The sequence below is a fragment of the Azospirillum sp. UENF 111221 genome (genome assembly GCF_058780625.1).
The window spans coordinates 2004729-2026186 of sequence record NZ_JBSNCH010000005.1 but is presented as its reverse complement, the minus strand read 5'-3'; the positions used below and the strand labels follow the sequence as shown (position 1 = coordinate 2026186).

Here is a 21458-nt window from a genome sequence, read left to right as displayed (position 1 = left end):
CACAGGGTCTTATACCGTGAACGTCGCTGTTGGTGAACCGGGCCGTTGGGGAAAATCTCTCAGTCTGAAATATCGGACACCGCAATCGAGCTTTGCAAAAATGATCGGGGCCATGAAATTTTCCGCTGATTTTGGTGAAGTGGGTGAAATCGAAGGCTTCTGGTTCGCATGACGGATTTTCCTTTTCCCTGTCCTTAAAGGCTTGTTGAGGCATGGATTCGGCAGTCACCGGACCTGACGCCCAGCGCCCATGCCGATCGGAGGAAACATCCATGCGCCAACCGTTTCACTCCGTTCCACGCCCCCCCTTTCCAGCCGGCTCCAGGCGCGCCATCCTTGGGGGATGGGCATCCGCATCGGATGCGTGACGTGTTCTCGTGAAAAGGAACCCCCCGTCTTGCTCGCCACCCTGCTTGCCGTCGACGGTCCCGACACCGTCGCCCTCACCCCCGTGACCAAGGCCGGGCTGGCCGACTGGCTGGCGGCGCAGTCGCCGGCCGTTGCCTCCTGGGTCAAGGCCGTGGGCTTCACCGGCGAGGCCGGATCGACCGTCTTCCTGCCGGGGCCGGACGGCGCCGTCGCCCGCGTGCTGGCCGGCGTGTCGGCGGTCGACGACCTGTGGGCCTTCGCCGGCCTGCCCGCCGCGCTGCCGGCCGGCTCCTACCGGATCGACGCGGCGCTGGATGCGCGGGCGGCGACGCGGGCGGCGCTGGGCTGGGCGCTCGGCAGCTACCGCTTCACCCGCTATCGCAAGCCGCCCGAGAAGGGCTTCGCCGCCCTGGTCTGGCCGGCGGAGGCCGACCGCGGCGAGGTGGAGCGGGCGGCGACCGCCACCTGGCTGGTGCGCGATCTGGTCAACACCCCGGCCTGCGACATGGGTCCGGCCGAGCTGGCCCAGGCGGCGCAGGATCTGGCCGCCGAGTTCGACGCGGCGGTCGAGGTCATCGTCGGCCAGGATCTGCTCGACCGCGACTATCCGGCCATCCATGCCGTCGGCCGCGCCAGCCCGCGGGCGCCGCGGCTGGTCGACCTGCGCTGGGGCAATCCGGAACACCCGAAGGTGACCATCGTCGGCAAGGGCGTCTGCTTCGACACCGGCGGGCTGGACCTGAAGCCGTCGTCCGCCATGCTGATCATGAAGAAGGACATGGGCGGTGCGGCGCATGCGCTGGCGCTCGGCCGGATGATCATGATGGCCGGGCTGCCGGTGCGGCTCCGCGTGCTGGTGCCGGCGGTGGAGAATGTCGTGTCCGGCGACAGCTTCAAGCCGCAGGACGTGCTGAAGACCCGCAAGGGCCTGACCATCGAGGTCGGCAACACCGACGCCGAGGGCCGCCTGATCCTGTGCGACGCGCTGGCCGAGGCTGATTCGGAGAAGCCGGAGCTGCTGATCGATTTCGCCACCCTGACCGGGGCCGCCCGCGTGGCGCTCGGTCCCGACCTGCCGGCGCTGATGTCCAACAACGACACGCTGGCCAACGACCTGACCGAGGCCGGGACCGCGGAGGACGATCCGATGTGGCGGTTGCCGCTGTGGGCGCCCTACCGCAAGGGGCTGGACAGCAAGGTGGCCGACATCAACAACGTCACCGCCAACGGCTTCGCCGGCGCCATCACCGCCGGGCTGTTCCTTCAGGAATTCGTGTCGAAGGAAACGCCCTGGGCGCATCTCGACACCTATGCCTGGAACGGTTCGGCCCGTCCCGGCCGTCCGGAAGGTGGCGAGGCGCTGGGCCTGCGCGCCGCCTATGCGGTGATCGCCAAGCGGTTCGGCTGACCATCCACGGCGGTGGAGACTGGGGGAAGGACGGCGGCATGCTTCGCCGTCCTTCGATCCGGTGACGGAGGTGCCACATGGCCGAAAGAACGGCAGCCGGAAAGAATGACTGGGTGGCGGTGCGCCGCGATGCGGAGACCGGCATCGAGACCATCCGCGCCCATTTCCGCGGCCATGCCTATGACCTGCACGACCATGACGAGCTTCTGGTCGGCGTCACCGAGCAGGGGGTGCAGGCCTTCCGCTGCCGGCGGCGGCTGCACACCAGCGTTCCCGGCCGCGTCATCCTGATCGAACCCGGCGAGGCCCATGACGGCCACAGCCCGGGGGAGGATGGCTTCACCTACGCCATGCTCTACCTGCCGGTGCCGCTGCTGACCGCCCGCAGCGAGGCGCTGCGCAGCCTGACGCCGCGCGGAACCGGCATGCCGCTGGGCTTCCGCGACACGCTGGCCGACGATCCCGGCCTTGCGGCGACGATCCGCTCCGCCTTCCTGGCCCTGCACCGGCGCGAGGGGCGGCTGGCCCGCGACCTGTCGCTGGACCGGCTGGCGGCGAGGCTGGCCGGCCATCTGGCACCGCCGGAGGGCCGCCGGCCGCAGCAGCCCGACCGCGCCGCCCGCTTGGCGCGCGACCTGCTTCATGCCCGGATGGCCGAGGATGTCGGGCTGGACGCGCTGTCCGCCGCGGCCGGCGTCGACCGGTTCCGGCTGAACCGCGGCTTCCGTGCAGCCTTCGGCCTGTCGCCGCATGCCTATCTGGTCCGGCTGCGCCTGCGCGCCGCCCGGCGCCGGCTGGCCGAGGGCGAGGCGCCGGCCCTGGTGGCGGCCGAGGTGGGGTTCGCCGACCAGAGCCATCTCGGCCGCTGGTTCCGCCGCGCCTATGGCCTGACGCCGGCCGCCTACCGCGATCTGTGCACGAACGTTCCAGACTGAGGCGCCGCCGTCGGGCATCTGAAGGGGCAAAGGAGATGATTGCCATGCCCGACAGCCAGATGCCCCACAGCCAGATGCCCGAAACCACCCCCGCGGACGCACCCGTCCGCTTCGACACCAAGGTCGCGCTGGTCGTCCGCGCCGATCTGGCGGTCTGGCAGAAGCTGAACGTCGCCGCCTTCCTCGCCACCGGGATCGCCGCCGCGGCACCGGATGCGCTGGGCGAAGAGTATGTCGACGGTGCCGGCCGCCGCTATGGCCGCATGCTGGGCCAGCCGATGATGATCTTCGCCGCCGACCGCGACCAGTTGCGCGCCGTCCGCGATGCGGCGCTGGAGCGGGGCCTGACGCTGGTGCCCTATGTCGCCGCCATGTTCGCCACCGGCCACGACGCCGCCAACCGCGCCGCCTTCCAGGCCGAGGACCCGGACAGCCCCGATCTGGTCGGGCTGGCCCTGCGCGGGCCGAAGAAGGCGGTGGACAAGACGGTGAAGGGCCTCACCCTGCACGGATGAGGAACAACAGGGGGTAGCGTCAACCCGCCCGTCACAGCTCCTGCGGGACGGTGATCGTCACTGTGGTGCCGTTGCCCGGCGCGCTGTCGATGGCGAGCCGGCCGCCGAGCGGGCCGGTCACCGTGTTGAACACCACCGCCAGCCCCAGCCCCTTGTGGCCGCGGTAGCGCGCGGTGGTGAAGAAGGCATCGGTCAGGGTCGGCAGGTTGTTGGCCGGAATGCCGGCGCCGCGGTCGCGGACGATCAGGTTCCAGGCCGGGACCGCATCCAGCGTCGCCGGCTCCACCGTCACCTCCACCTCGCCCGGGCCGCCGCCATAGCCATGGGCGGCGGCGTTGGTGAACAGATGGTGCAGCACACGCTCCAGATGCGGGGCATAGCCGATCCAGGGGCAGGCGGTGCCGGGTACGACCCGGACGGCCAGCGGCAGGTCGGGATGCTGGACCGCGAACAGGCTCGCCGCGTCCTCCGCCATGCAGCGGAGGTCCAGCGCCTCCAGCGGTTCGGCGGTCTGGCAGGCGGCGATGGCGGAAAATGCCTCCACCAACTCCACCGCGCGGGCGAGGTTGGCGTCGAGCAGGGCTGCCGGCTCCCGCAGTTCCTCGGTCGCCAGCGGGCCGTTGCCGGGGCGGGCCAGATCCTGCAAATGGCTGGCCGCGGTGACGCAGACGCCGAGCGGCGTGTTCAGCTCATGCGCCAGCCCGGTCACCGCCTGGGTGATGGCGCGCTGGCGGGCCAGCGCCAATTCGGCGATGCGGGCGCGGCGCTCCAGATCCTCGCGCACCACCCGCTCCGACACCTCGCGGATCATGCGGCTGAGTTCGCGCAGCAGCTTCGCCAGCAGGTCGGGCGAGGGGGAGATCAGCGCCAGGAACAGGTCGCGTTCCAGTTCGAACACCGTGACCGGCGTGGCGGCGATGACCGAGGCGGAGCGGGCGCCGCCGTCGATCAGCGCCATCTCGCCGAAACAGTCGCCGGCCCGGCGGAACCCGACCTCCACCTGACCGCCGAAGGGATCGTCGCGCACCACGCGCACCGTGCCGTCGAGCAGGACATAGAGCGAGCTGGCGCTGTCGCCCTCGCGCATCAGGACGGCGCCGGCCGGGGCGTCGAACACCCGCCCGCGCGAGGCCACGGCCGCGCGCTCCTCCGGCGAGAAGGCCTCGAACAGGACGATGCCGTCGAGGATTCCGCCGGGCGCGGTTGTGCCGGTGGTGGCGCTGGTCATGGTGAGGGGATGCTCCGAATGGGCCTTGTCCCGGCAGCATAGATCAAGCAGCCGGGAAACCGCGAGACGTTACCCGAGGCTTTCGCGAATCGGAAACCGGCTTTCGCGCGACAGGCGGTCCAGCAGGCCGCGCGACCCGGCATCGCACAGGTCCAGCACCTGCTCGAAACCGTCGGGGCCGCCATAATAGGGATCGGGCACCTCACGGCCTTCCAACCCAGGCGCATCGTCCAGGAACAGGCGCAGCGCCGCGGTGGCGCCCGCCGGGGCGATGCGGCGCAGTTGGGCCAGATGGCCGTGGTCCATCGCCAGGATGTGGTCGAAGCGGGTGAAGTCGGCCGCCGTCACCTTGCGGGCGCGCAAGCCCGACAGGTCGACGCCGCGGGCCAGCGCCGCGCGCACCGTGCGCGGATCGGGCGGATCGCCGACGTGATAGCCGTGGGTGCCGGCGGAGTCGGCGCTCACCAGGGCGCCGAGCCCGGCGCGGTCGGCCAGATGGCGGAACACTCCTTCGGCGGTGGGCGAGCGGCAGATGTTGCCCGTGCAGACGAACAGGACCTTGACCACCTTCGGTATCCCCTCTCTCGTGTTTCTTGCGGCTTTACATCGGGGCGTGACGGGCGTACGCCGCAGAAGTTTTCCACATGACCGGTTTCCGAACCGCTAAGGGGATTTCATGCCCGCTCCCGCCCTGACCAACCGCCTGCGCCCGACCGACCGGATCGTCATCCTGACCGGGGCCGGGATTTCCAAGGAATCGGGGCTGGACACCTTCCGCTGCGCCGGCGGCATCTGGAGCCAGGTCGATCTGGAGGATGTGGCGACGCCGGAAGGGTTCGCCCGCGACCCCGATCTGATCCACCGCTTCTACAACGACCGCCGCCGCGGCCTCGCCGATCCGGCGGTGCAGCCCAACGCCGCGCACAGGGCGCTGGCGGAGCTGGAGCGGCGCTGGACGGGCAATGTCCTGCTGGTGACCCAGAACATCGACGATTTGCACGAGCGCGGCGGCTCGAAGGCCCCGCTGCACATGCATGGCGAGCTGCTGAAGGCGGTCTGCCTGCATTGCCGCACGGTGGTGGAGGTGCAGGGCGACCTGTCGGTGCACGACCATTGCCTGACCTGCGGCCGCAAGGGCGGCATGCGGCCCGACGTGGTGTGGTTCGGCGAGATGCCCTATCAGATGGAGCGCATCCAGCGGGCGCTGGAGGAATGCGACCTGTTCGTGTCGGTCGGCACCTCGGGCCATGTCTATCCCGCCGCCGGCTTCGTGGCGGAAGCGCGGTCGGCCGGCGCCTATACGGTCGAGCTGAACCTGGAACCGTCGGAGGGCGCCTCCTATTTCCACAGCTCGATCCACGGCCCGGCGACCCAGGTGGTGCCGGCCTTCGTCCAGGATTTGCTGACGCTTGTCTGATGAAACCGTTGACGGCGGCTCTGATCTCGACCGCCTGTTCTCGCGGGTGCGCGCCTGCACCCTGTGCCAAGGCGTGCTGCCCCATGGCTGCCGCCCGGTGCTGCGCGGCAGCCCGACCGCCCGCCTGCTGATCGTCGGGCAGGCGCCCGGCGCGCGGGTGCATGCCAGCGGCATCCCCTGGGACGACGCCTCCGGCGACCGGCTGCGCAAATGGCTGGCGATGGGCCGTGCCGCCTTCTACGACGAGTCCCGCATCGCCGTGGTGCCGATGGGGCTGTGCTATCCCGGCACCATGCCGAAGGGCGGCGATTACCCGCCGCGTCCGGAATGCGCGCCGCTGTGGCACCCGCCGCTGCTGGACGCGCTGTCGGGCGTCCGGCTGACCCTGCTGATCGGGCAGTACGCCCAGGCGCGCTATCTGGGCGAGCGGCGCAAGGCGACGATGACGGAAACGGTGGCGAACTGGCGGGAGTACGGCCCGGCCTATATGCCTCTGCCGCACCCGAGTTGGCGCAACACCGCCTGGCTGAACCGCAACCCGTGGTTCGATGAGGATCTGGTGCCGGCCCTGCGCCGCCGGGTGGCCGACGCGCTGGACGATTGAATGCGCCCCCTGCTCTTCGCGCCGTCGAAGGCGAAGCATAGGGGAGAACTGGGAATGTGCGGCAGCCGTTACGGATGCGGTGGCAGGTACCGGATCGCAGCGAGCAGCAATCCGGCCAGCGCCAGCAGCATGGCCCCCAGCTTGATCGTCATCCGCTGCTCGATCTGCTTCAACTCGGCGCGCAACCCGGTTTCAACGAGCCTGAGTTCGGATTTGACCTCGGTGATCTTTACATCGAGCCGGTGCTCGGTCGATTCCAGGTCCGCCTTGCTGGCGGCCTGGGTGTCCATGAAGTCGGCCAGAGCCTCCACCTGCTCGGAGGTGAAGCCAACTTTCTGAAGCTTCAGGATCGCCGACGCGCTCATCTATCGATTCCGCTACAGAGTACCAGGGTGGGAAACGCTTTCCGAAGGTACATTATTCCAAGACGGAGCGGTGCGATTTTCACTCGTAGGTCTCGGCCGCCACCTCCTCCCAATTGTCGGGATTGTCGGACTATTCCATCGTCTCGATCCGTTCCATGTCGTCGTCGGAGAAGCCGAAATGGTGGCCGATCTCGTGGATCAGGACATGGCGGACGATGGCCGGCAGTTCCTCCCCCGTCTCGCACCAGTAATCGAGGATCGGGCGGCGGTAGAGGAAGATCATGTCCGGCCCGCCTCGCAGGTCGGCGACGCTTTGCCGCGTCAAATCCACGCCCCGATAGAGGCCCAGCAGGTCGAATGGGCTTTCCAGCTCCATCTCCCGCTCGGTATCCTCATCGGGGAAATCCTCGACATGGATCACGAGGTTCCCGACCGGGGCGAGCAGCTCCGCCGGGATGGTGTCGAGCGCCTCTTCGGCCATGCGCTCCAGGTCTTCGACCGTGGGCGGAACCGTATGGGGACCTGAAGGTTTCCGTATCATGCCGCAGAAGGTAGCGAACCGCCGCCCGTTCGCCAAGAAGCTGCGGGCGGCAAAAGAGAGACTTGAGGAAAGGGAGGTCATCATGTCGGATCGTCTTGTCGGCGCGCATCGCCAGACGGCGCTGAAGGAACTGCACGGCTGGGCGGAGGTGCTGGAACGCGACGCCATCCGCAAGACCTACCATTTCGCCGATTTCCCCGCCGCCTGGGGGTTCATGAACCAGGTCGCCCTGCTGGCCGAGAAGACCGGCCACCATCCCGAATGGTTCAACGATCTGGGCCGGGTCGAGGTGATCCTCTACACCCGCAACAACGACGCGGTGACCCAGGCCGACATCGACTTCGCCCATCGCCTGGACCAGATGGCGCCCCTGCACGACCGCTGATGGACCCAACGCCCGCTTGCGGGCGTTACCCTAGCCCTGTGACGTGCGGAGCCGCCGACCATGCCGAAACCCCTGACCCTGTCCATCCCCCACTCGCTTGGCCGGGCGGAGGCCAAGCGCCGGCTGGTCGACGGCATGGGCGAGGTGCGGGCGCGCCTGAGCGCCGTGTCGGCCAGCGTCGACGACAGCTGGACCGACGACCGCCTGAACTTCCACGTCGTGGCGCTGGCCCAGACCATCGCCGGCCACATCGACGTGCTGGACGACCGGGTCGAGATGGAGGTGCAGCTGCCCTGGGCGCTGGCCCTGCTGGCCGACAAGATCAAGAACAAGGTCTCGCGCCAGGGCACGCTGATGCTGGAGAAGAAGTAAGGGTTGACCGGGGAGGTGCGGGACTCGACGCCCTCACCTCCCCACCCATCCTTACCTGCCCTACCCCTCCGACGCCTCCTCCACCTTGCGGCGCGCCAGCGGATGGTGGTCGTGCATGACCCGCTTCAGACGTTCCGTCACGACGTGGGTGTAGATCTGCGTCGTCGCGATGTCGGCATGGCCCAGCATCTTCTGGACGGAGCGCAGATCGGCGCCATGGTCGAGCAGATGGGTGGCGAAGGCGTGGCGCAGGACGTGGGGGCTGACCTTTTCCGGGTCGATGCCGGCGTCGATGGCCAGTTGCTTCAACAGTTGGGCGAAGCGCTGGCGCGTCAGGTGCCCTTCGGCGGAGATGCGGGACGGGAACAGGAAGGGGCTGTGCCCGGCCTCGCCTGCTCCCCCTGCACCGGCGGCGGGCGGGATGAAGTGGCCGCGGAACGGGATGTAGCCGGCCAGCGCCGCCAGCGCCGGGTCGGACAGCGGCACCATGCGTTCCTTGCCGCCCTTGCCGCGCACCAGCAGGCCGCGGCCGTCGCGCATGATCGCCGTCATCGGCAGGCCGACCAGCTCCGACACGCGCAGGCCGGTGGCGTAGAGCACCTCCAGCAGGGCCACCAGCCGCAGCCCCTCCGGCCCGCCGCGCACCTCGGCGGTGGACAGCATGGCGCCGACCTCCGCCTCCGTCAGGATCTTGGGCAGCGGACGGCCCTGCTTGGGGCTGTCGAGCGGCGAGGCGGGATCGTCGAGGCGGCGGCCTTCGGACAGCAGGAAGCGGTAGAACTGCCGCATCGCCGACAGCCGCCGCGCCACGGTGCGGGGGGCGCCGTCCTTGCTCTGCACCGCCAGATAGGCGCGCAGATCCTCGGTGCCCGCCGCCTCCAGCGCCACGCTGCGCTGGGCCAGCCAGCGGCCGAGGTCGGCGAGGTCGCGCTCGTAGGCCAGCCGGGTGTTCACCGCCGCCCCGCGCTCCGCCGTCAGCATGTCGAGGAAGGCGTCCAGATGCGGCGAGGTGGCGAGCGGGCGCGGCTTGCACGGCCGGCCGCGCCGCTTGGCGCCGGCTTTGACGGCGGTCTTTTTGCTGCCGGTCATGGTGTCGGCGTCATGGTGGTGGCGGGCTCCACGGGGCGGAAGGTCATTCGGCAGTCGGATTTGGAGTCGGATTTGGGGTCGGATTCGGGATGGGGGCCTGGGCGGTGGGGCCGGCGATTGCGGCCATCGCCTCGCGAACCAGCGCGCGGGCGTCCGGTTCCAGCCCGACCGCCTTCAGGTTGGCCGCCACGCGGGCGGTGACGACGGGCGGAAGGATGGCGGGTCCGGTCTCCCCAAGCAGGATCAGGGCGACGGCCACCGTCTCGCCGATGCGCCCGCCGGCCGCGGCGTCGCCCAGCCGCTGCCACAAGGCGGGATCGACACCGGCCTCGCTGCCGCTGGGCGGGCCGGCACCGTCGGTGACGGTCATCCAGGCCTCGTCCGGGACGGCGACCCCGGTCGCCTGGAGAAGCGCCAGCTGGCCGGCGATGCGGCTGCGGGCGGCGGTGTCGGCGCCGCGCAGCGCCTCGTCCAGCCATTCGGTCAGGGCCCTCGGGTCTTGAGCCCCCTGCCCCGTCGCCACCACCGCCAGCGGCCACAGCCAGGCGGTGTCGGCGCTGCGGCCGCTGCGCAGGGCCAGATCGTGCCAGCGCTGCGCCTGGTCGAGCCGGCCTTGCGCGTAATAGAGCCGCGCCGCCGCCGGGGCCAGCGCCGCGGCGTCGCCGGTCGGCGACACGCCGTCGAGCAGACCGGCGGCGGCACCGCCGACCGGCCCGGCGCGCAGGCGCGGATCGACCAGCTCCACCGCCAGCGCGGCCAGCGCCACGCGCCGCCGCCCGTCCATCGCCGCCGCCATCGCCTGATGGACCAGCGCGCGGGTGCGGGCGCCGCGGTCGCGCCGGGCGATGTCGCGGACCCGCAGCAGCTCGTCCCCCACCGCCGGGATCTGGGCATAGAGATCCTGCAACTGGCGGGCATCGAGGAACAGGGATGCCGCCGCCCGCTCGCCGGCGGCGGCCCGGGTGGTGGGATCGACGGCGGGGTTGGTGGCGATGGCGGCCAGCGCCGGCAGATTGTCCAGCGGCAGCCGGTCGGGCGGCACGCCGATCCGCGCGATGCGCAGGGCGGCGAGCAGCAGCGCCAGCCCGTCCGCATCGGCTTGCAGCGACAGCGAGCGGGCCGGCGGTGGGGCGGCACCGGCCAGCGCCTCGGCAACCGGCAGGAAGGGGTCGGACCGGCGGCTGTCGCGCAAGACCGCCAGCGCCTCGTCCGTGCCGGCCCGGTCGCCGGAACGGGCACGGCAGAACAGGCCCAGCTTGGCCCAGTAGGCGGAGGCGAAGCTCTTGCCGCGGGCCAGCGCGCGCGGGCAATCCAGGCCGCCGCGCACCAGCTCCGCATCGGTCAGCGCCCGGGCCGCCGGCTCGTCCGCCGCCAGCGCCGCCGGCAGGCGCCCGGCCAGCTCGGCCGCCCCGGCGGGATCGCCGAGCCGCGCCAGCTTTTCGATGCGCAGGGCGCCGAGGCGGCGGGGCGGCGGCGCTTCCCCGGTCGCGACCGCCGGAGAGCCGGCGCTCAGCAGCAGGCGGCGCTCCAGCGCCTTGACGGTGGGAGACGGGGTGTCGACCGGCAGGGCGGCGATCAGGGGCAGAAGCTCGGCCCGGCCGATGCCGCGCCAGGGGTCGCCGCCCAGCCCCTGCACCCCGTCGAGGAGGCCGGCGCCGTCCGGGTCGGGCGCCCCCAGCGGCTCGCGCGCGACCGGCGCCGGCCGCGCCACCACCGGGGAGACGGCGGGCGGCGGCGTGACGATGGGCGGATAGGCCGGCACGATGACCGGAGCGGGGATGGAAGGCCGGGACCGGACGGGGGTTTCCACCGCGGCGTCGGGCGTCAGCCGGACCGGCGGGCCGAAGGCTTGCGCGGCGGCGGCCATGGACCAGACGGCCGTCAGCAGTCCGGCCAGCAGCGGAACGGTTGCCTGTCGGACACCCTGGGGCCTGACCTTCCCGGCCGATGGTCGGGGTTCAGCGCGGGAAGCGCTCATCCGGCAGAACCTTCTCCACCGTTTTCGACGGAGCCGGCAGGTCCCACGAGGCGAGGAACACCATGCCACCGGCGATCACCAGCAACAGCAGGACGAAGAGGATCGAAAGAAACCGGCTCATGGCACCAGGGACGTGTTGTGTCGGAAAACGGAGGATCGGAGCGGAGCTACCATGTCCTGCATCCGCAGGGCTTGGGACAAGCAAGGGCTTTTCTGCTAAAGCATCCGCGGCCCCGGCCGGCGGCCGGAGGACGGCGCAGTGTAGCCACAGGTTGGACCGCGGCGCAACCCGTCCACCGGGCCATTCGCCGGCTCCGCAGCAGGATGCGGGGCAGGGCATGGCGGAACCGGGGCGCTTGTGCCGGCCAGCTTTCGGCGGGTATGAGTGTTGTCTGTTGCAGCGGTGTGACGGCCGGCGAAGACGCCGGCATGCTGGCGCCGGGAGTGCGGGTGGCGGATCGGATGGATGTTATGGGACTGCGCAAGGCGATGACGGCCCAAGGTCCGGGAGCAGGTCCGGGCACGGGTGCGGCGGAGGATGCGGTGCCGCTGCTGCCGCGCACCGTGGTGCTGGTCGGGCTGATGGGAGCCGGCAAGAGCGCCATCGGGCGCCGGCTGGCCACGCGCCTGCACCTGCCCTTCCGCGACGCCGACACCGAGATCGAGGCCGCGGCCGGCTGCACCATCGCCGAGATTTTCGCCCGCGACGGCGAGCCGGTCTTCCGCTCCGTCGAACGGCGCATCATCACCCGCCTGGTGAAGGACGAGCCCGTGCACATCCTGGCGACCGGCGGCGGCGCCTTCATGGACCCGGAGACCCGCGCCGCCATCCGCCAGCACGGCATTTCGGTCTGGCTGCGCGCCGAACTGGACGTGCTGGTCGCCCGCACCGCCCGGCGCACCCACCGCCCCATCCTGAACCAGGGCGATCCGCGCACCATCCTGGGCCGGCTGATGGAGCAGCGTTATCCCGTCTATGCCGAGGCCGACCTGACCGTGGTCAGCGACGAACGCCCGCCCGACGTGACGGTGGAGCTGGTGATCGACGCGCTGGAGGTGCATTTCGGCGTCCAGCTTCCCCACCGCCAGCCCCAGGGCCAACCGCAGGGCCAGGGCAACGCCCAGCGCGGCGGCCGGCCCGGAAAGCCCGACGCCCCAAAAACCGACGCGCCCTGATCCCCGCCTCCCGCCCCTTGTCATGAACCACCAGCTTCGCGGACTGCCCCGATGACCTCCGTCAACGCCACCACCCCGGCCGCACTCGACACCGTCCGCCTGGAGCTGGGCGCCCGCAGCTACGACATCCTCGTCGGCGACGGGGTGCTGGCCGATGCCGGCGAGCGCATCGCCGCGATCACCCGCGGCCGGGCGCCCATCGTGGTGACCGACGCCAACGTCGCGCCTCTGCATCTGGACACGCTGAACGCCGCGATGCTGGCGGCGGGGATCGCACCGCAGCCGGCCATCGTCCTGCCGGCCGGCGAGAAGACCAAGGACTTCGCCCATTTCCAGCAACTGATGGACGACGTCCTGGGCCGCGGCATCGAGCGGTCCACCGTTCTGCTGGCGCTGGGCGGCGGGGTGATCGGCGACATCACCGGCTTTGCCGCGGCGTCGGCGCTGCGCGGCATCGACTTCATCCAGGTGCCGACCACGCTGCTGTCCCAGGTCGACAGCTCGGTCGGCGGCAAGACCGGCATCAACAGCCGGCACGGCAAGAACCTGATCGGCGCCTTCCACCAGCCGCGCCTGGTCATCGCCGATACCGCCACGCTGGACACCCTGCCGCGGCGCGAGGTGCTGGCCGGCTATGCCGAGGTGGTGAAATACGGCCTGATCCGCCAGCCCGACTTCTTCGCTTGGCTGGAGCGGAACGGCCGGCGGGTGGTGGACGGCGACAGCGACGCCCGGCGCCATGCGGTGACCGTCAGCTGCCGCGCCAAGGCCGACATCGTCGGCGTCGACGAGCGCGAGAGCGGCGACCGCGCCCTGCTGAACCTGGGCCACACCTTCGGCCATGCGCTGGAGGCGGCGACCGGCTTCGGCCAGACCCTGCTGCATGGCGAAGGGGTGGCGATCGGCATGGTGCTGGCCTTCGACCTGTCGGTCCGGCTCGGGCTGTGCCCGGCCGACGACGCGCGGCGCGCCCGCGCCCATCTGGCCGATGTCGGCCTGCCGGTGCGCCCGGCCGACATCCCCGGCGTCGCCTGGGACGTGGATGGGCTGGTGCGGTCGATGGCGAAGGACAAGAAGGTGCAGGACGGCCGCATCACCTTCATCCTGGCTGACCGCATCGGCAACGCCTTCACCCGCCGCGACGTCGATGCCGCCGCCGTCCGCGCCGTTCTGGACGAGTCGGTCCAGCCCGCCTGATCCCCGGTCATCACGGATAATCCGTCTTTCGCACAATAGCAGCGGCGGCGGTTGCCCGCCCATACTCCCTCCAACACCGCGGCCATCCCGCCGCGGCCGCAACGGGGAGGATGAGCGATGAAGGCGACGCTTGGGATGTCGGCGATGGGTGCGGTGCTGCTGGCGGCGGCGCCGGCCATGGCGCTGGAGGTGCGCGAGCAGGCGACGATCAAGGCGCCGGTCGAGCAGGTGTGGAAGCAGATCGCCCCCTTCTGCGCGATCAGCGACTGGCACCCGGCGGTGGAGGGCTGCACCCTGCGCAAGACCGGCGACCGCCAGGAGCGTGACATCGCCCTGAAGGGCGGCGGTGCGATCCAGGAACGGCTGACCGGCCTTTCCGCCGCCAAGCACCGGCTGCGCTACACCCTGCTGAACGGGCCGCTGCCGGTGAAGAACTACAATTCCACCATCCGGCTGAGCGCGGTGGACGCCCGCACCACCCGCATCACTTGGTCCTCGCGCTTCCAGGCCAGCGGCGCCTCCGATGCGGACGCGCGCAAGGCGATTGCCGGCATCTACACCAGCGGCTTCGACGGGTTGCGCAAGCGGCTGGAGTCCGGCCAGTAACGACAACGCCGTCGGCAGTGCCCCGGCACATGCGGGAAGTTCCAGACAATCAGTTCTATTGACGATCGGTCCATCAAGCTGACAGGATCGTGTATGCCGCGCTGCGAAATCGCGGTCGAGTGCATCGTTCGTCCACAAAACCTGCAATCACGAGGGAGATGGGACACATGCCGACACGCCGACTGATGCCCGATGTCATCAAGAACCAGGAACTGACCTGCCTGCCGCCGGGCGCCACCGTGCGCGATGCCGCCACGCTGATGGCGCAGAAGCGCATCGCCGCGGTGCTGGTCACCGACGGGAGGACGCTGAAGGGCATCGTCACCGAGCGCGACATGACCGCCCGCGTGGTCGCGGCCGGGCTCGACCCCGACACCACCCTGCTGTCGTCGGTGATGACCGCCGATCCCGACACGCTGGAGCCCTCGGCGACGGCGCTGGAGGCGCTCGACCTGATGGAGCGTCACCATTACCGCCACCTGCCCATCGCGGTGGAGGGCGAGGCGGTCGGCATGGTGTCGATCCGCGACCTCTTCGCCGTGGTGCGCACCCATCTGGAGGACGAACTGCGCAGCCGCGAAGCCTACATGTTCGGCAGCGGCTATTCGGCGGAGGCCACGCTGGGCTGACGGCAAGCTTGACCCATAGGTAACGCTGCGTTGCGGTGGGGTCGGGTTGACCGGGCGCCCGGCCCCACCGATAGTCGAGGGTGAGCCATCCTCTTTGCTGAACTGGAAAGCCCGATGTCCGCGCCCTCGCTGTCCGCCCCCGCCGCGCGCGAGCCGATCCACACCCGTCGTGTCACCTGCCAGGGCTTTCGGCGCGCCGACGGGCTGTGGGACATCGAAGGCCATCTGACCGACGTCAAAAGCTATGGCTTCCATACGGAGGAGCGCGGGCATCTGGAGCCGGGAACCCCGATCCACCAGATGTGGATGCGCCTGACCGTCGACGACAAACTGACCGTCCAGGCGGTGGAGGCGGTGACCGAACACAGCCCCTACAAGGCCTGTGGCAGCATCACGCCGCAGTTCCAGCAGCTGGTGGGCCTGCGCGTCGGACCGGGCTGGACCCGGGCGGTGAAGGACCGGCTGGGCGGAGCGAAGGGCTGCACCCATCTGGTCGAGCTGCTGGGTCCGCTGGCGACCACCGCCTTCCAGACCGTCTACCCGATCCTGGCCCGCGAGGCGGCGGACCGCGCGAAGGCGTCCGGCAAGCCGGCCCAGGACGACGGCAAGCGGCCGGTGCTTCTGAACATGTGCCATATCTTCGACAGCAACGGCGAGGCGGTGCGCAGACATTGGCCTGCGCACTACACCGGCGATGATCGCGCCGGCCCTGAAAACGAAGACGCCGCCCGGGACGAGGCGGCGGAATAGGATAGCCTTCGCCCCGGGCGCCCGCCGGAAATCAGCCGGGCGGGCGCCGGGTGGCGCCGCTCAGGCGTCCAGGCCGGGCTGGGCCGGACCTGCGGCCTGGGTCGGGCCGGGGGTCGGACCGGGCGTGGGGAAGCTGCCGCCCGCGGCGACCGCGGCCTTGACACCGTCCTCCTCGTCAGCCAGCGGCAGCTCGAACGGCGTGCCGACGAACGGGTCGCTGCCGCCATGGCCGGCACGCAGATGACCGTCCTCGGTGCAGGCCCGCCGGTAATAGGACGCAATGAAGACGCGCACGGCCGATGTCAGGGTGACATCGGCGTCTTCCGGCTTGATGCCCTTGCGGCGCGCCTGCTCCTCGATCCGCTCCTTGATCTGGGTGCAGAGGCGGTTGACGGTCAGGCCTTCCCGACGGCCGATCTCCTCCAGAGCATCCCACATCGACGGTTCCAGCCGCATGCTCGTGCGGTGCCCGCCGATCATGATGTTCTGGCTCCTCAGCGGTTCCACCCCCGCATGGGAAGTGATCACGCGCTTTTTCTTCGGCCCACGCTTCGCCATCCGCAGCCCCTTCCACGAAGCCGCCAGCGGACATGCGAAGTTTGTGTCCGCCACGGCGCGATAAATGGTTGCATATATCATACTTTACTAAACGCAGCGGGAAATGCAACCACGCTAGCGCCTCTCATTCTTACAAGTTTTCCTAAAATCGACTCTTGGTTGCATCCATATGTATGTCATTTCGGCCGCTCAACCGCTCGTTATTTGAGGCGCACGAACGATCGACGGGAACGCCCCGCGGACGGGATGGGTGCGGGCTTTCCGGCCCCGTTCAGGCCCCGGCTTCACCGGGGGCGTGGGTGGTCAGCCCCAGCGCATGCACCCGCTCGCGCAACTCGTCGGCCAGCAGCGCATAGACCATCCGCTGGCGCTCCACCCGCGACTTGCCGGCAAAGGCGGCGGAGACCACGGTGACGTGGAAGTGGGTTTCCCCGGCGGCGTCCGCCCCGGCATGGCCGGCATGGCGGGCGCTGTCGTCGACGACCTCGAGCCGGTCCGGCGCCAGTCCGGCGGTCAGCTTTTCGCGGATGCGGGTGGCGTATTCCATGGCGGATCCTGATGTCTCGTCGCTGGTCGGGGAGGGATGGGAGAGGCTGCGGCGGGACGTCGTGACCCGCCCGGCGCGCCAACGGTCAGGAGACGGTGCGATCCCTGCCCTGTCAAGCGTCTGTCAAGCCCGGCGACCCGCAGATTGCGGATGACGGAAGCTCGATTCGGCGCGCTTGCCAGAGGCACCGGCTCTTCCCATACTTGGCCGATGACCAGGAACCGCGCCCGCTCCAGTTACGACAGCTACGCCGCCCCGCGCGCGGCCACCCGTGTGTGCGACCATCCCGATTGCGTCGCCGCCGGCGAATTCCGTGCGCCGAAAAGCCGCAGCAGCCTCAACGAGTACTGGTGGTTCTGCCTGGAGCATGTCCGGGAGTACAACCGGGCCTGGGACTATTACGCCGGCATGTCCACCGACCAGATCGAGGCGGAGGTGCGGCAGGACACCACTTGGCAGCGGCCGAGCTGGCCGCTCGGCAAATGGGCGACGCAGGAGCGCTTCATCCGCGACCGCGTGGTCAACGGCTTCAGTTTCGAATTCGGCCAGGACACCGGCAAGACGAAGACCGAGGAAAAGGCGCACCGGCGCCACCACGCCCGTACCGAAGAGGAAAAGGCGCTGGCGGTCCTTGAACTGACTCCGCCGGTGGACTTCGCACGGATCAAAGCACGCTATCGGGAGCTTGCGAAAAAGCATCATCCCGATGCCAACGGCGGCGACAAGGCTGCGGAAGAACGCCTGAAAGAAATCAATCAGGCCTACAATACGCTGAAAGCCTGTTATGCTGCCTGAACCCCCGTTGGCGGGCCGGGTCAATCCCGCGGCCGCTGGACAACCGACACTCGCTGGAACGTAAGAAACCACCCATGGCTTCCCAAGGAGCGACCCAGGCCAGCTCGGCCCTGTTCGACCACAAGCCCGACACGACGGTCTCGGTGCGTGAGGTCTTCGGCATCGACAGCGACATGCAGGTGCCGGCCTTCAGCCAGCGCTCGGAGCATGTGCCCGACCTCGACAGCGCCTACCGCTTCGACCGGGACACGACCCTGGCCATCCTCGCCGGCTTCGCCTACAACCGCCGCGTCATGGTCCAGGGCTATCACGGCACCGGCAAGTCGACCCACATCGAGCAGGTCGCGGCCCGGCTGAACTGGCCCTGCATCCGCGTCAACCTGGACAGCCACATCAGCCGCATCGACCTGATGGGCAAGGACGCCATCGTGCTCCGCGACGGCGTGCAGGTCACCGAATACCGCGAGGGCATCCTGCCCTGGGCCCTGCAGCATGCCTGCGCCCTGGTGTTCGACGAATATGACGCCGGCCGCCCCGACGTGATGTTCGTGATCCAGCGCGTGCTGGAGGTGGAAGGCAAGCTGACGCTGCTCGACCAGAACCGCGTCATCCGCCCGCATCCGGCCTTCCGCCTGTTCGCCACCGCGAACACCGTCGGGCTGGGCGACACCACCGGCCTCTATCACGGCACCCAGCAGATCAACCAGGGCCAGATGGACCGCTGGAACATCGTGGCGACGCTGAACTACCTGCCGGTCGACGCCGAGGTGAAGATCGTCCAGGCCAAGGTCGCGTCCTATGACGACGCCAAGGGCCGCGACACGGTGGCGTCGATGGTGCGTCTGGCCGACCTGACCCGCGCCGGCTTCATCAACGGCGACATCTCCACCGTCATGAGCCCGCGCACGGTGATCACCTGGGCCGAGAACGCCAAGATCTTCAGCGACGTCGCCTTCGCCTTCCGCATCACCTTCCTCAACAAGTGCGACGAGGTGGAGCGGCCGACGGTGGCCGAATACTACCAGCGCTGCTTCGGCGTCGAGCTGCCGGAGACGGGGGTCCAGGCGAACCTCGTGTGAGAGGTCGGCCGATAGACCGGGCGGCAGACCGGGCGGAGGAGAGCGATGGGATACGCATGGATCGGACCGGACGGGAAACTCACGCTTCCGCAAAGCGTGCGTGACCGGCTTCGGCTCGGTCCCGGCGATTCCCTGCGGGTCGAGGTGACCGGCGACGACCACGGTCTCGCGCTTTCCCCGGCCTCGCCGCCGCTGGAGCCTTTCTTGTGGGATGCCCTGGCGGACATCGCGAAGCGGGAAGGGCGCTCCGTCGAGGAGCTGTGCGATCTGGTGCGGGAGCGGATCGCCGCCATCGCCCGCCGCGGCGACCGGGCACCGGACAATGGACCGCAGACCCTGGCGTCGGCACTGCGGGTCTACATCACCGGCTACTACCGCCGGGCCTGCGAGGGAGGGGAATCGACCGCTGCGGACCCGTTCGCCGGCACGCCTCTGGCCTTGCCAGGGGTCGCGGCAACTGCGACACCCTCCCCTCCGCAGCACCGGATCGAGGATCTGTTCGGCATCGCCGGCCGGTTCCACCCGCCGGTGTCGGTCGAGGACATGGACGAGGCCATCCAGGATGCCACCGCCGAGAGATTCCGGCGGACATGATCGGACTGGACACGAACACACTCGTCCGCCTGATCGTCGACGATGACCAGGAACAGGCCGCCCGCGCCCGCAACGCCGTCAGCCGCGCGGTGGCGGAGGGCAAGCGGCTGTTCGTGAACAGGATCGTGCTGACGGAGGTCGTCTGGGTGATGGAGCGGGCCTACAAACGCCCGCGTGCGGAGATCTGCTCGATCCTCGACCGCCTTCTGAACACCGTGGACCTGATCGTCGAAGACCACGAAGTGGCGCTTGAGGCCTTGGAGCGTTACCGTGCCGGCCCGGCCGGTTTCGCCGACGGGCTTATCGCCGTGGGCAACCGGGTTTCCGGCTGCGCCTGCACACTTACGTTTGACCGGAAGGCCGCGCGCCTGCCCGAATTCCAACATCCGGCTTGATGAAATGACCACCCAGAACGACACCCCCGTCGAAGCCTTCAAGCGGTCCACCACCGCCACGGTGCGCGCCATGTCCCGGCGGGCGGAGGTGCAGGTGGGCTTTTCGTCCGATCCGCCGGGTCTGGCGGGCCAGCGGGTGCGGGTGCCGCTGCCGGCGCGCGACCTGAACCCGGTCGAGGTCGCCAAGCTGCGCGGGGCGGCCGATGCCGTCGCGCTGCGGCTGCGCCATCACGACGCCACGGTGCATGCCCACCGCATGCCGCTGGGCGACGCCGCGCGCCAGGCCTACGACGCGATGGAGCAGGCGCGCTGCGAGGCGCTGGGCAGCCGCGACATGGCCGGCGTCGCCCACAATCTGGAAGCGGCGCTGGAGGATCGCTACACCCGCCAGGGCTTCGACCGCTTCGACGACCGCGGACAGGTGCCCTTGTCGGAAGCGCTGCGGATGATGGCGCGCGAGGCGATGACCGGTGCGCCGCCGCCGCCCGCCGCCGCCCATGCCGTCGACCTCTGGCGCCCCTGGATCGAGGAGCGGCTGGGCCGGGACATGAAGGGGCTGGCCAACTACGTCGGCGACCAGGAGGCCTACGCCAAGGCCGTCCGCCGGCTGCTGGCCGACCTCGACATGGAAGTCGGGCAGGAAGCCGACCAGGAGGAGGAGGAGGACCAGCAGACCCAGTCCTCCGAGGACGAGGAATCGCCCCAGCACGGCCAGACCCGCGGCCAGGACGAGGACCAGTCCGACGCCGAATCGATGGCCTCGTCGGAGATGCAGGACTCGTCGGAGGCCGGCGAGAGCGCCGAGGAGGGCGCCGGCGAGGAAGGCGACATGGAGATGGGCGAGGGCGAGGGGGCGGAGGAGCCCGCCGGCCCCGGCCAGCCCTGGCGCAACGACCTCAACCGCCGCAACGAGCCCGATCCCAACGCCTACAAGGCCTTCACCACCCAGTATGACGAGGTGGTGGACGCCGCAGACCTCTGCGACCCGGCCGAGCTGGAACGGTTGCGCCACCTGCTGGACCAGCAGTTGCAGAACCTGCAGGGCGTGATCTCCAAGCTGGCGAACCGGCTGCAGCGGCGGCTGATGGCCAAGCAGCAGCGTTCCTGGAACTTCGACCTGGAGGAAGGCATCCTCGACGCCGCCCGGCTGGCCCGCGTCGTCGCCAACCCGGTCCTGCCGCTCTCCTTCAAGGCGGAGAAGGAGATGGACTTCCGCGACACCGTGGTATCGCTGCTGATCGACAATTCCGGCTCGATGCGCGGCCGGCCGATCTCCATCGCCGCGATGAGCGCCGACATCCTCGCCCGCACGCTGGAGCGCTGCGCGGTGAAGGTGGAGGTGCTGGGCTTCACCACCCGCGCCTGGAAGGGCGGACAGGCGCGCGAGGCCTGGGTGGCCGGCGGCAAGCCGCCGCATCCCGGCCGGCTGAACGACCTGCGCCACATCGTCTACAAGGCGGCCGACATGCCGTGGCGCCGCGCCCGCAAGAATCTCGGCCTGATGCTGCGCGAAGGCATCCTGAAGGAGAACATCGACGGCGAGGCGCTGCAATGGGCGCACAACCGGCTGCTCGGCCGGCCGGAACAGCGCCGCATCCTGATGGTGATCTCCGACGGTGCCCCGGTCGACAACTCGACCCTGTCGGTGAATGCCGGCAACTATCTGGAACGCCACCTGCGCCAGACCATCGAGCAGATCGAGACCCGCTCGCCCGTCGAGCTGGTGGCGATCGGCATCGGCCACGACGTGACCCGCTATTACCGCCGCGCCGTGACCATCGTCGATGCGGAGCAGCTGGGCGGCACGATGATGAACAAGCTGGCCGAACTGTTCGACGAGGACGACCGCCGCGGCGGCCGTCGCAGCTGGCGCTGAGGTAAGGAAGCGGGCAGGGGCGTTTCCAGTCTTTCCAATGACTTATCTGG

The 21458-nt window shown here is 69.9% G+C and carries 27 protein-coding genes; 18 read left to right on the top strand and 9 right to left on the bottom strand.

Translation table 11 applies throughout. The features are described from left to right. The first annotated feature begins 16 nt into the window (after positions 1-16). The 4 genes from ACWPN3_RS24345 (at position 17) to ACWPN3_RS24330 (ending at position 3227) form a co-directional block, all read left to right on the top strand. On the top strand, positions 17-172 hold the full coding sequence (locus ACWPN3_RS24345) for a hypothetical protein (RefSeq protein WP_492239815.1): 156 nt from the start codon (positions 17-19) through the stop codon (positions 170-172). A gap of 225 nt (positions 173-397) precedes the next feature. Continuing rightward, entirely contained in the window at positions 398-1777 is a 1380-nt protein-coding gene (locus ACWPN3_RS24340; RefSeq protein ID WP_492239814.1) for a leucyl aminopeptidase family protein, read from the top strand. A gap of 77 nt (positions 1778-1854) precedes the next feature. Next, the gene (locus ACWPN3_RS24335) at positions 1855-2712 is read left to right on the top strand and encodes an AraC family transcriptional regulator (RefSeq protein ID WP_492239813.1); all 858 of its coding nucleotides are present in this window, start codon (positions 1855-1857) and stop codon (positions 2710-2712) included. Positions 2713-2756: 44 nt separating this feature from the next. Beyond that, entirely contained in the window at positions 2757-3227 is a 471-nt protein-coding gene (locus ACWPN3_RS24330) for a DUF2000 family protein (protein ID WP_492239812.1), read from the top strand. Positions 3228-3258: 31 nt separating this feature from the next. Here the strand turns inward: ACWPN3_RS24330 and ACWPN3_RS24325 are convergent, their stop codons facing one another. Together ACWPN3_RS24325 and ACWPN3_RS24320 are read right to left on the bottom strand one after the other, a co-directional pair. Further along, a complete protein-coding gene (locus tag ACWPN3_RS24325; RefSeq protein WP_492261792.1) occupies positions 3259-4455 on the bottom strand; it encodes a sensor histidine kinase in 1197 nt (398 codons plus the stop codon). 69 nt (positions 4456-4524) lie between these two features. Continuing rightward, positions 4525-5022, bottom strand: a complete 498-nt coding sequence (locus tag ACWPN3_RS24320) for a low molecular weight protein-tyrosine-phosphatase (protein ID WP_492239810.1) — start codon at positions 5020-5022, stop codon at positions 4525-4527. A gap of 109 nt (positions 5023-5131) precedes the next feature. Here ACWPN3_RS24320 and cobB point away from each other — a divergent pair, with 109 nt between their 5' ends. Together cobB and ACWPN3_RS24310 are read left to right on the top strand one after the other, a co-directional pair. Further along, positions 5132-5872 (top strand): Sir2 family NAD+-dependent deacetylase, encoded by a 741-nt coding sequence (gene cobB, locus ACWPN3_RS24315; protein ID WP_492239809.1) that lies wholly within the window; start codon positions 5132-5134, stop codon positions 5870-5872. Further along, on the top strand, positions 5865-6476 hold the full coding sequence (locus ACWPN3_RS24310; protein WP_492239808.1) for a uracil-DNA glycosylase family protein: 612 nt from the start codon (positions 5865-5867) through the stop codon (positions 6474-6476). The genes cobB and ACWPN3_RS24310 overlap by 8 nt, the downstream gene beginning before the upstream one ends. A gap of 68 nt (positions 6477-6544) precedes the next feature. On the opposite strand, the gene ACWPN3_RS24305 is transcribed toward ACWPN3_RS24310, so the two are convergent. Both ACWPN3_RS24305 and ACWPN3_RS24300 read right to left on the bottom strand, forming a co-directional pair. Further along, complete coding sequence (locus tag ACWPN3_RS24305; RefSeq protein WP_492239807.1) at positions 6545-6841, bottom strand: CCDC90 family protein; 297 nt, start codon at positions 6839-6841, stop codon at positions 6545-6547. 130 nt (positions 6842-6971) lie between these two features. Then, positions 6972-7322 (bottom strand): metallopeptidase family protein, encoded by a 351-nt coding sequence (locus tag ACWPN3_RS24300; RefSeq protein ID WP_098740823.1) that lies wholly within the window; start codon positions 7320-7322, stop codon positions 6972-6974. A gap of 142 nt (positions 7323-7464) precedes the next feature. On the opposite strand from ACWPN3_RS24300, the gene ACWPN3_RS24295 reads away from it, so the two are divergent. Next, positions 7465-7767 carry a 4a-hydroxytetrahydrobiopterin dehydratase gene (locus ACWPN3_RS24295; RefSeq protein WP_109452339.1) on the top strand — a complete coding sequence of 101 codons (303 nt, stop codon included), beginning with the start codon at positions 7465-7467 and terminating at the stop codon, positions 7765-7767. A 60-nt stretch (positions 7768-7827) separates the two neighbouring features. Further along, positions 7828-8139, top strand: coding sequence for a polyhydroxyalkanoic acid system family protein (locus tag ACWPN3_RS24290; RefSeq protein ID WP_098740825.1), 312 nt, complete (start codon positions 7828-7830; stop codon positions 8137-8139). 60 nt (positions 8140-8199) lie between these two features. Here the strand turns inward: ACWPN3_RS24290 and ACWPN3_RS24285 are convergent, their stop codons facing one another. The 3 genes from ACWPN3_RS24285 to ACWPN3_RS24275 are packed head-to-tail and all read right to left on the bottom strand — an operon-like array spanning position 8200 to position 11327. Beyond that, entirely contained in the window at positions 8200-9228 is a 1029-nt protein-coding gene (locus ACWPN3_RS24285; protein WP_492239806.1) for a site-specific tyrosine recombinase XerD, read from the bottom strand. Positions 9229-9271: 43 nt separating this feature from the next. After that, on the bottom strand, positions 9272-11206 hold the full coding sequence (locus ACWPN3_RS24280) for a hypothetical protein (protein ID WP_492239805.1): 1935 nt from the start codon (positions 11204-11206) through the stop codon (positions 9272-9274). Continuing rightward, positions 11187-11327 (bottom strand): hypothetical protein, encoded by a 141-nt coding sequence (locus tag ACWPN3_RS24275; protein ID WP_167393297.1) that lies wholly within the window; start codon positions 11325-11327, stop codon positions 11187-11189. Before ACWPN3_RS24275 ends, ACWPN3_RS24280 begins: the two co-directional genes overlap by 20 nt. 341 nt (positions 11328-11668) lie before the next feature. On the opposite strand from ACWPN3_RS24275, the gene ACWPN3_RS24270 reads away from it, so the two are divergent. The 5 genes from ACWPN3_RS24270 to ACWPN3_RS24250 all read left to right on the top strand — a co-directional run bounded on the left by ACWPN3_RS24270 (position 11669) and on the right by ACWPN3_RS24250 (position 15564). Continuing rightward, entirely contained in the window at positions 11669-12382 is a 714-nt protein-coding gene (locus ACWPN3_RS24270) for a shikimate kinase (protein WP_492261791.1), read from the top strand. A gap of 51 nt (positions 12383-12433) precedes the next feature. After that, positions 12434-13579, top strand: a complete 1146-nt coding sequence (gene aroB, locus ACWPN3_RS24265; protein WP_492239803.1) for a 3-dehydroquinate synthase — start codon at positions 12434-12436, stop codon at positions 13577-13579. A 117-nt stretch (positions 13580-13696) separates the two neighbouring features. After that, the gene (locus ACWPN3_RS24260) at positions 13697-14185 is read left to right on the top strand and encodes an SRPBCC family protein (RefSeq protein WP_109095977.1); all 489 of its coding nucleotides are present in this window, start codon (positions 13697-13699) and stop codon (positions 14183-14185) included. 167 nt (positions 14186-14352) lie between these two features. After that, the gene (locus ACWPN3_RS24255) at positions 14353-14814 is read left to right on the top strand and encodes a CBS domain-containing protein (protein ID WP_109095978.1); all 462 of its coding nucleotides are present in this window, start codon (positions 14353-14355) and stop codon (positions 14812-14814) included. A 114-nt stretch (positions 14815-14928) separates the two neighbouring features. Next, positions 14929-15564, top strand: coding sequence for a DUF2889 domain-containing protein (locus tag ACWPN3_RS24250; RefSeq protein WP_109095979.1), 636 nt, complete (start codon positions 14929-14931; stop codon positions 15562-15564). Positions 15565-15624: 60 nt separating this feature from the next. Here ACWPN3_RS24250 and ACWPN3_RS24245 read toward each other — a convergent pair whose 3' ends face one another. Next, on the bottom strand, positions 15625-16092 hold the full coding sequence (locus ACWPN3_RS24245) for a ribbon-helix-helix domain-containing protein (RefSeq protein WP_247872779.1): 468 nt from the start codon (positions 16090-16092) through the stop codon (positions 15625-15627). A gap of 301 nt (positions 16093-16393) precedes the next feature. After that, the gene (locus ACWPN3_RS24240; RefSeq protein WP_085087049.1) at positions 16394-16669 is read right to left on the bottom strand and encodes a BolA family protein; all 276 of its coding nucleotides are present in this window, start codon (positions 16667-16669) and stop codon (positions 16394-16396) included. A 150-nt stretch (positions 16670-16819) separates the two neighbouring features. Between ACWPN3_RS24240 and ACWPN3_RS24235 the strand changes: the two genes are divergently transcribed. From ACWPN3_RS24235 to cobT, 5 genes are all read left to right on the top strand, one after another. Further along, positions 16820-17464, top strand: a complete 645-nt coding sequence (locus tag ACWPN3_RS24235; protein ID WP_348770320.1) for a J domain-containing protein — start codon at positions 16820-16822, stop codon at positions 17462-17464. 74 nt (positions 17465-17538) lie between these two features. Beyond that, positions 17539-18543 carry a cobaltochelatase subunit CobS gene (cobS, locus tag ACWPN3_RS24230; protein WP_109095981.1) on the top strand — a complete coding sequence of 335 codons (1005 nt, stop codon included), beginning with the start codon at positions 17539-17541 and terminating at the stop codon, positions 18541-18543. 45 nt (positions 18544-18588) lie between these two features. Beyond that, positions 18589-19137 (top strand): ribbon-helix-helix domain-containing protein, encoded by a 549-nt coding sequence (locus tag ACWPN3_RS24225; RefSeq protein ID WP_492239802.1) that lies wholly within the window; start codon positions 18589-18591, stop codon positions 19135-19137. Next, complete coding sequence (locus ACWPN3_RS24220; protein ID WP_492239801.1) at positions 19134-19532, top strand: type II toxin-antitoxin system VapC family toxin; 399 nt, start codon at positions 19134-19136, stop codon at positions 19530-19532. The genes ACWPN3_RS24225 and ACWPN3_RS24220 overlap by 4 nt, the downstream gene beginning before the upstream one ends. A 4-nt stretch (positions 19533-19536) precedes the next feature. After that, complete coding sequence (cobT, locus tag ACWPN3_RS24215; RefSeq protein ID WP_492261790.1) at positions 19537-21408, top strand: cobaltochelatase subunit CobT; 1872 nt, start codon at positions 19537-19539, stop codon at positions 21406-21408. The last annotated feature ends 50 nt before the right edge of the window (positions 21409-21458 follow it).

Coding starts and splice junctions, on each gene's coding strand:
- ACWPN3_RS24335 (WP_492239813.1), top strand. CDS start 1,855: ATGGCCGAAAGAACGGCAGCCGGAAAGAATGACTGGGTGGCGGTGCGC.
- ACWPN3_RS24330 (WP_492239812.1), top strand. CDS start 2,757: ATGCCCGACAGCCAGATGCCCCACAGCCAGATGCCCGAAACCACCCCC.
- ACWPN3_RS24325 (WP_492261792.1), bottom strand. CDS start 4,455: ATGACCAGCGCCACCACCGGCACAACCGCGCCCGGCGGAATCCTCGAC.
- cobB (WP_492239809.1), top strand. CDS start 5,132: ATGCCCGCTCCCGCCCTGACCAACCGCCTGCGCCCGACCGACCGGATC.
- ACWPN3_RS24305 (WP_492239807.1), bottom strand. CDS start 6,841: ATGAGCGCGTCGGCGATCCTGAAGCTTCAGAAAGTTGGCTTCACCTCC.
- ACWPN3_RS24300 (WP_098740823.1), bottom strand. CDS start 7,322: ATGGCCGAAGAGGCGCTCGACACCATCCCGGCGGAGCTGCTCGCCCCG.
- ACWPN3_RS24295 (WP_109452339.1), top strand. CDS start 7,465: ATGTCGGATCGTCTTGTCGGCGCGCATCGCCAGACGGCGCTGAAGGAA.
- ACWPN3_RS24290 (WP_098740825.1), top strand. CDS start 7,828: ATGCCGAAACCCCTGACCCTGTCCATCCCCCACTCGCTTGGCCGGGCG.
- ACWPN3_RS24285 (WP_492239806.1), bottom strand. CDS start 9,228: ATGACCGGCAGCAAAAAGACCGCCGTCAAAGCCGGCGCCAAGCGGCGC.
- ACWPN3_RS24280 (WP_492239805.1), bottom strand. CDS start 11,206: ATGAGCGCTTCCCGCGCTGAACCCCGACCATCGGCCGGGAAGGTCAGG.
- ACWPN3_RS24275 (WP_167393297.1), bottom strand. CDS start 11,327: ATGAGCCGGTTTCTTTCGATCCTCTTCGTCCTGCTGTTGCTGGTGATC.
- ACWPN3_RS24270 (WP_492261791.1), top strand. CDS start 11,669: ATGGATGTTATGGGACTGCGCAAGGCGATGACGGCCCAAGGTCCGGGA.
- aroB (WP_492239803.1), top strand. CDS start 12,434: ATGACCTCCGTCAACGCCACCACCCCGGCCGCACTCGACACCGTCCGC.
- ACWPN3_RS24260 (WP_109095977.1), top strand. CDS start 13,697: ATGAAGGCGACGCTTGGGATGTCGGCGATGGGTGCGGTGCTGCTGGCG.
- ACWPN3_RS24255 (WP_109095978.1), top strand. CDS start 14,353: ATGCCGACACGCCGACTGATGCCCGATGTCATCAAGAACCAGGAACTG.
- ACWPN3_RS24250 (WP_109095979.1), top strand. CDS start 14,929: ATGTCCGCGCCCTCGCTGTCCGCCCCCGCCGCGCGCGAGCCGATCCAC.
- ACWPN3_RS24240 (WP_085087049.1), bottom strand. CDS start 16,669: ATGGAATACGCCACCCGCATCCGCGAAAAGCTGACCGCCGGACTGGCG.
- ACWPN3_RS24235 (WP_348770320.1), top strand. CDS start 16,820: ATGACGGAAGCTCGATTCGGCGCGCTTGCCAGAGGCACCGGCTCTTCC.
- cobS (WP_109095981.1), top strand. CDS start 17,539: ATGGCTTCCCAAGGAGCGACCCAGGCCAGCTCGGCCCTGTTCGACCAC.
- ACWPN3_RS24225 (WP_492239802.1), top strand. CDS start 18,589: ATGGGATACGCATGGATCGGACCGGACGGGAAACTCACGCTTCCGCAA.
- ACWPN3_RS24220 (WP_492239801.1), top strand. CDS start 19,134: ATGATCGGACTGGACACGAACACACTCGTCCGCCTGATCGTCGACGAT.
- cobT (WP_492261790.1), top strand. CDS start 19,537: ATGACCACCCAGAACGACACCCCCGTCGAAGCCTTCAAGCGGTCCACC.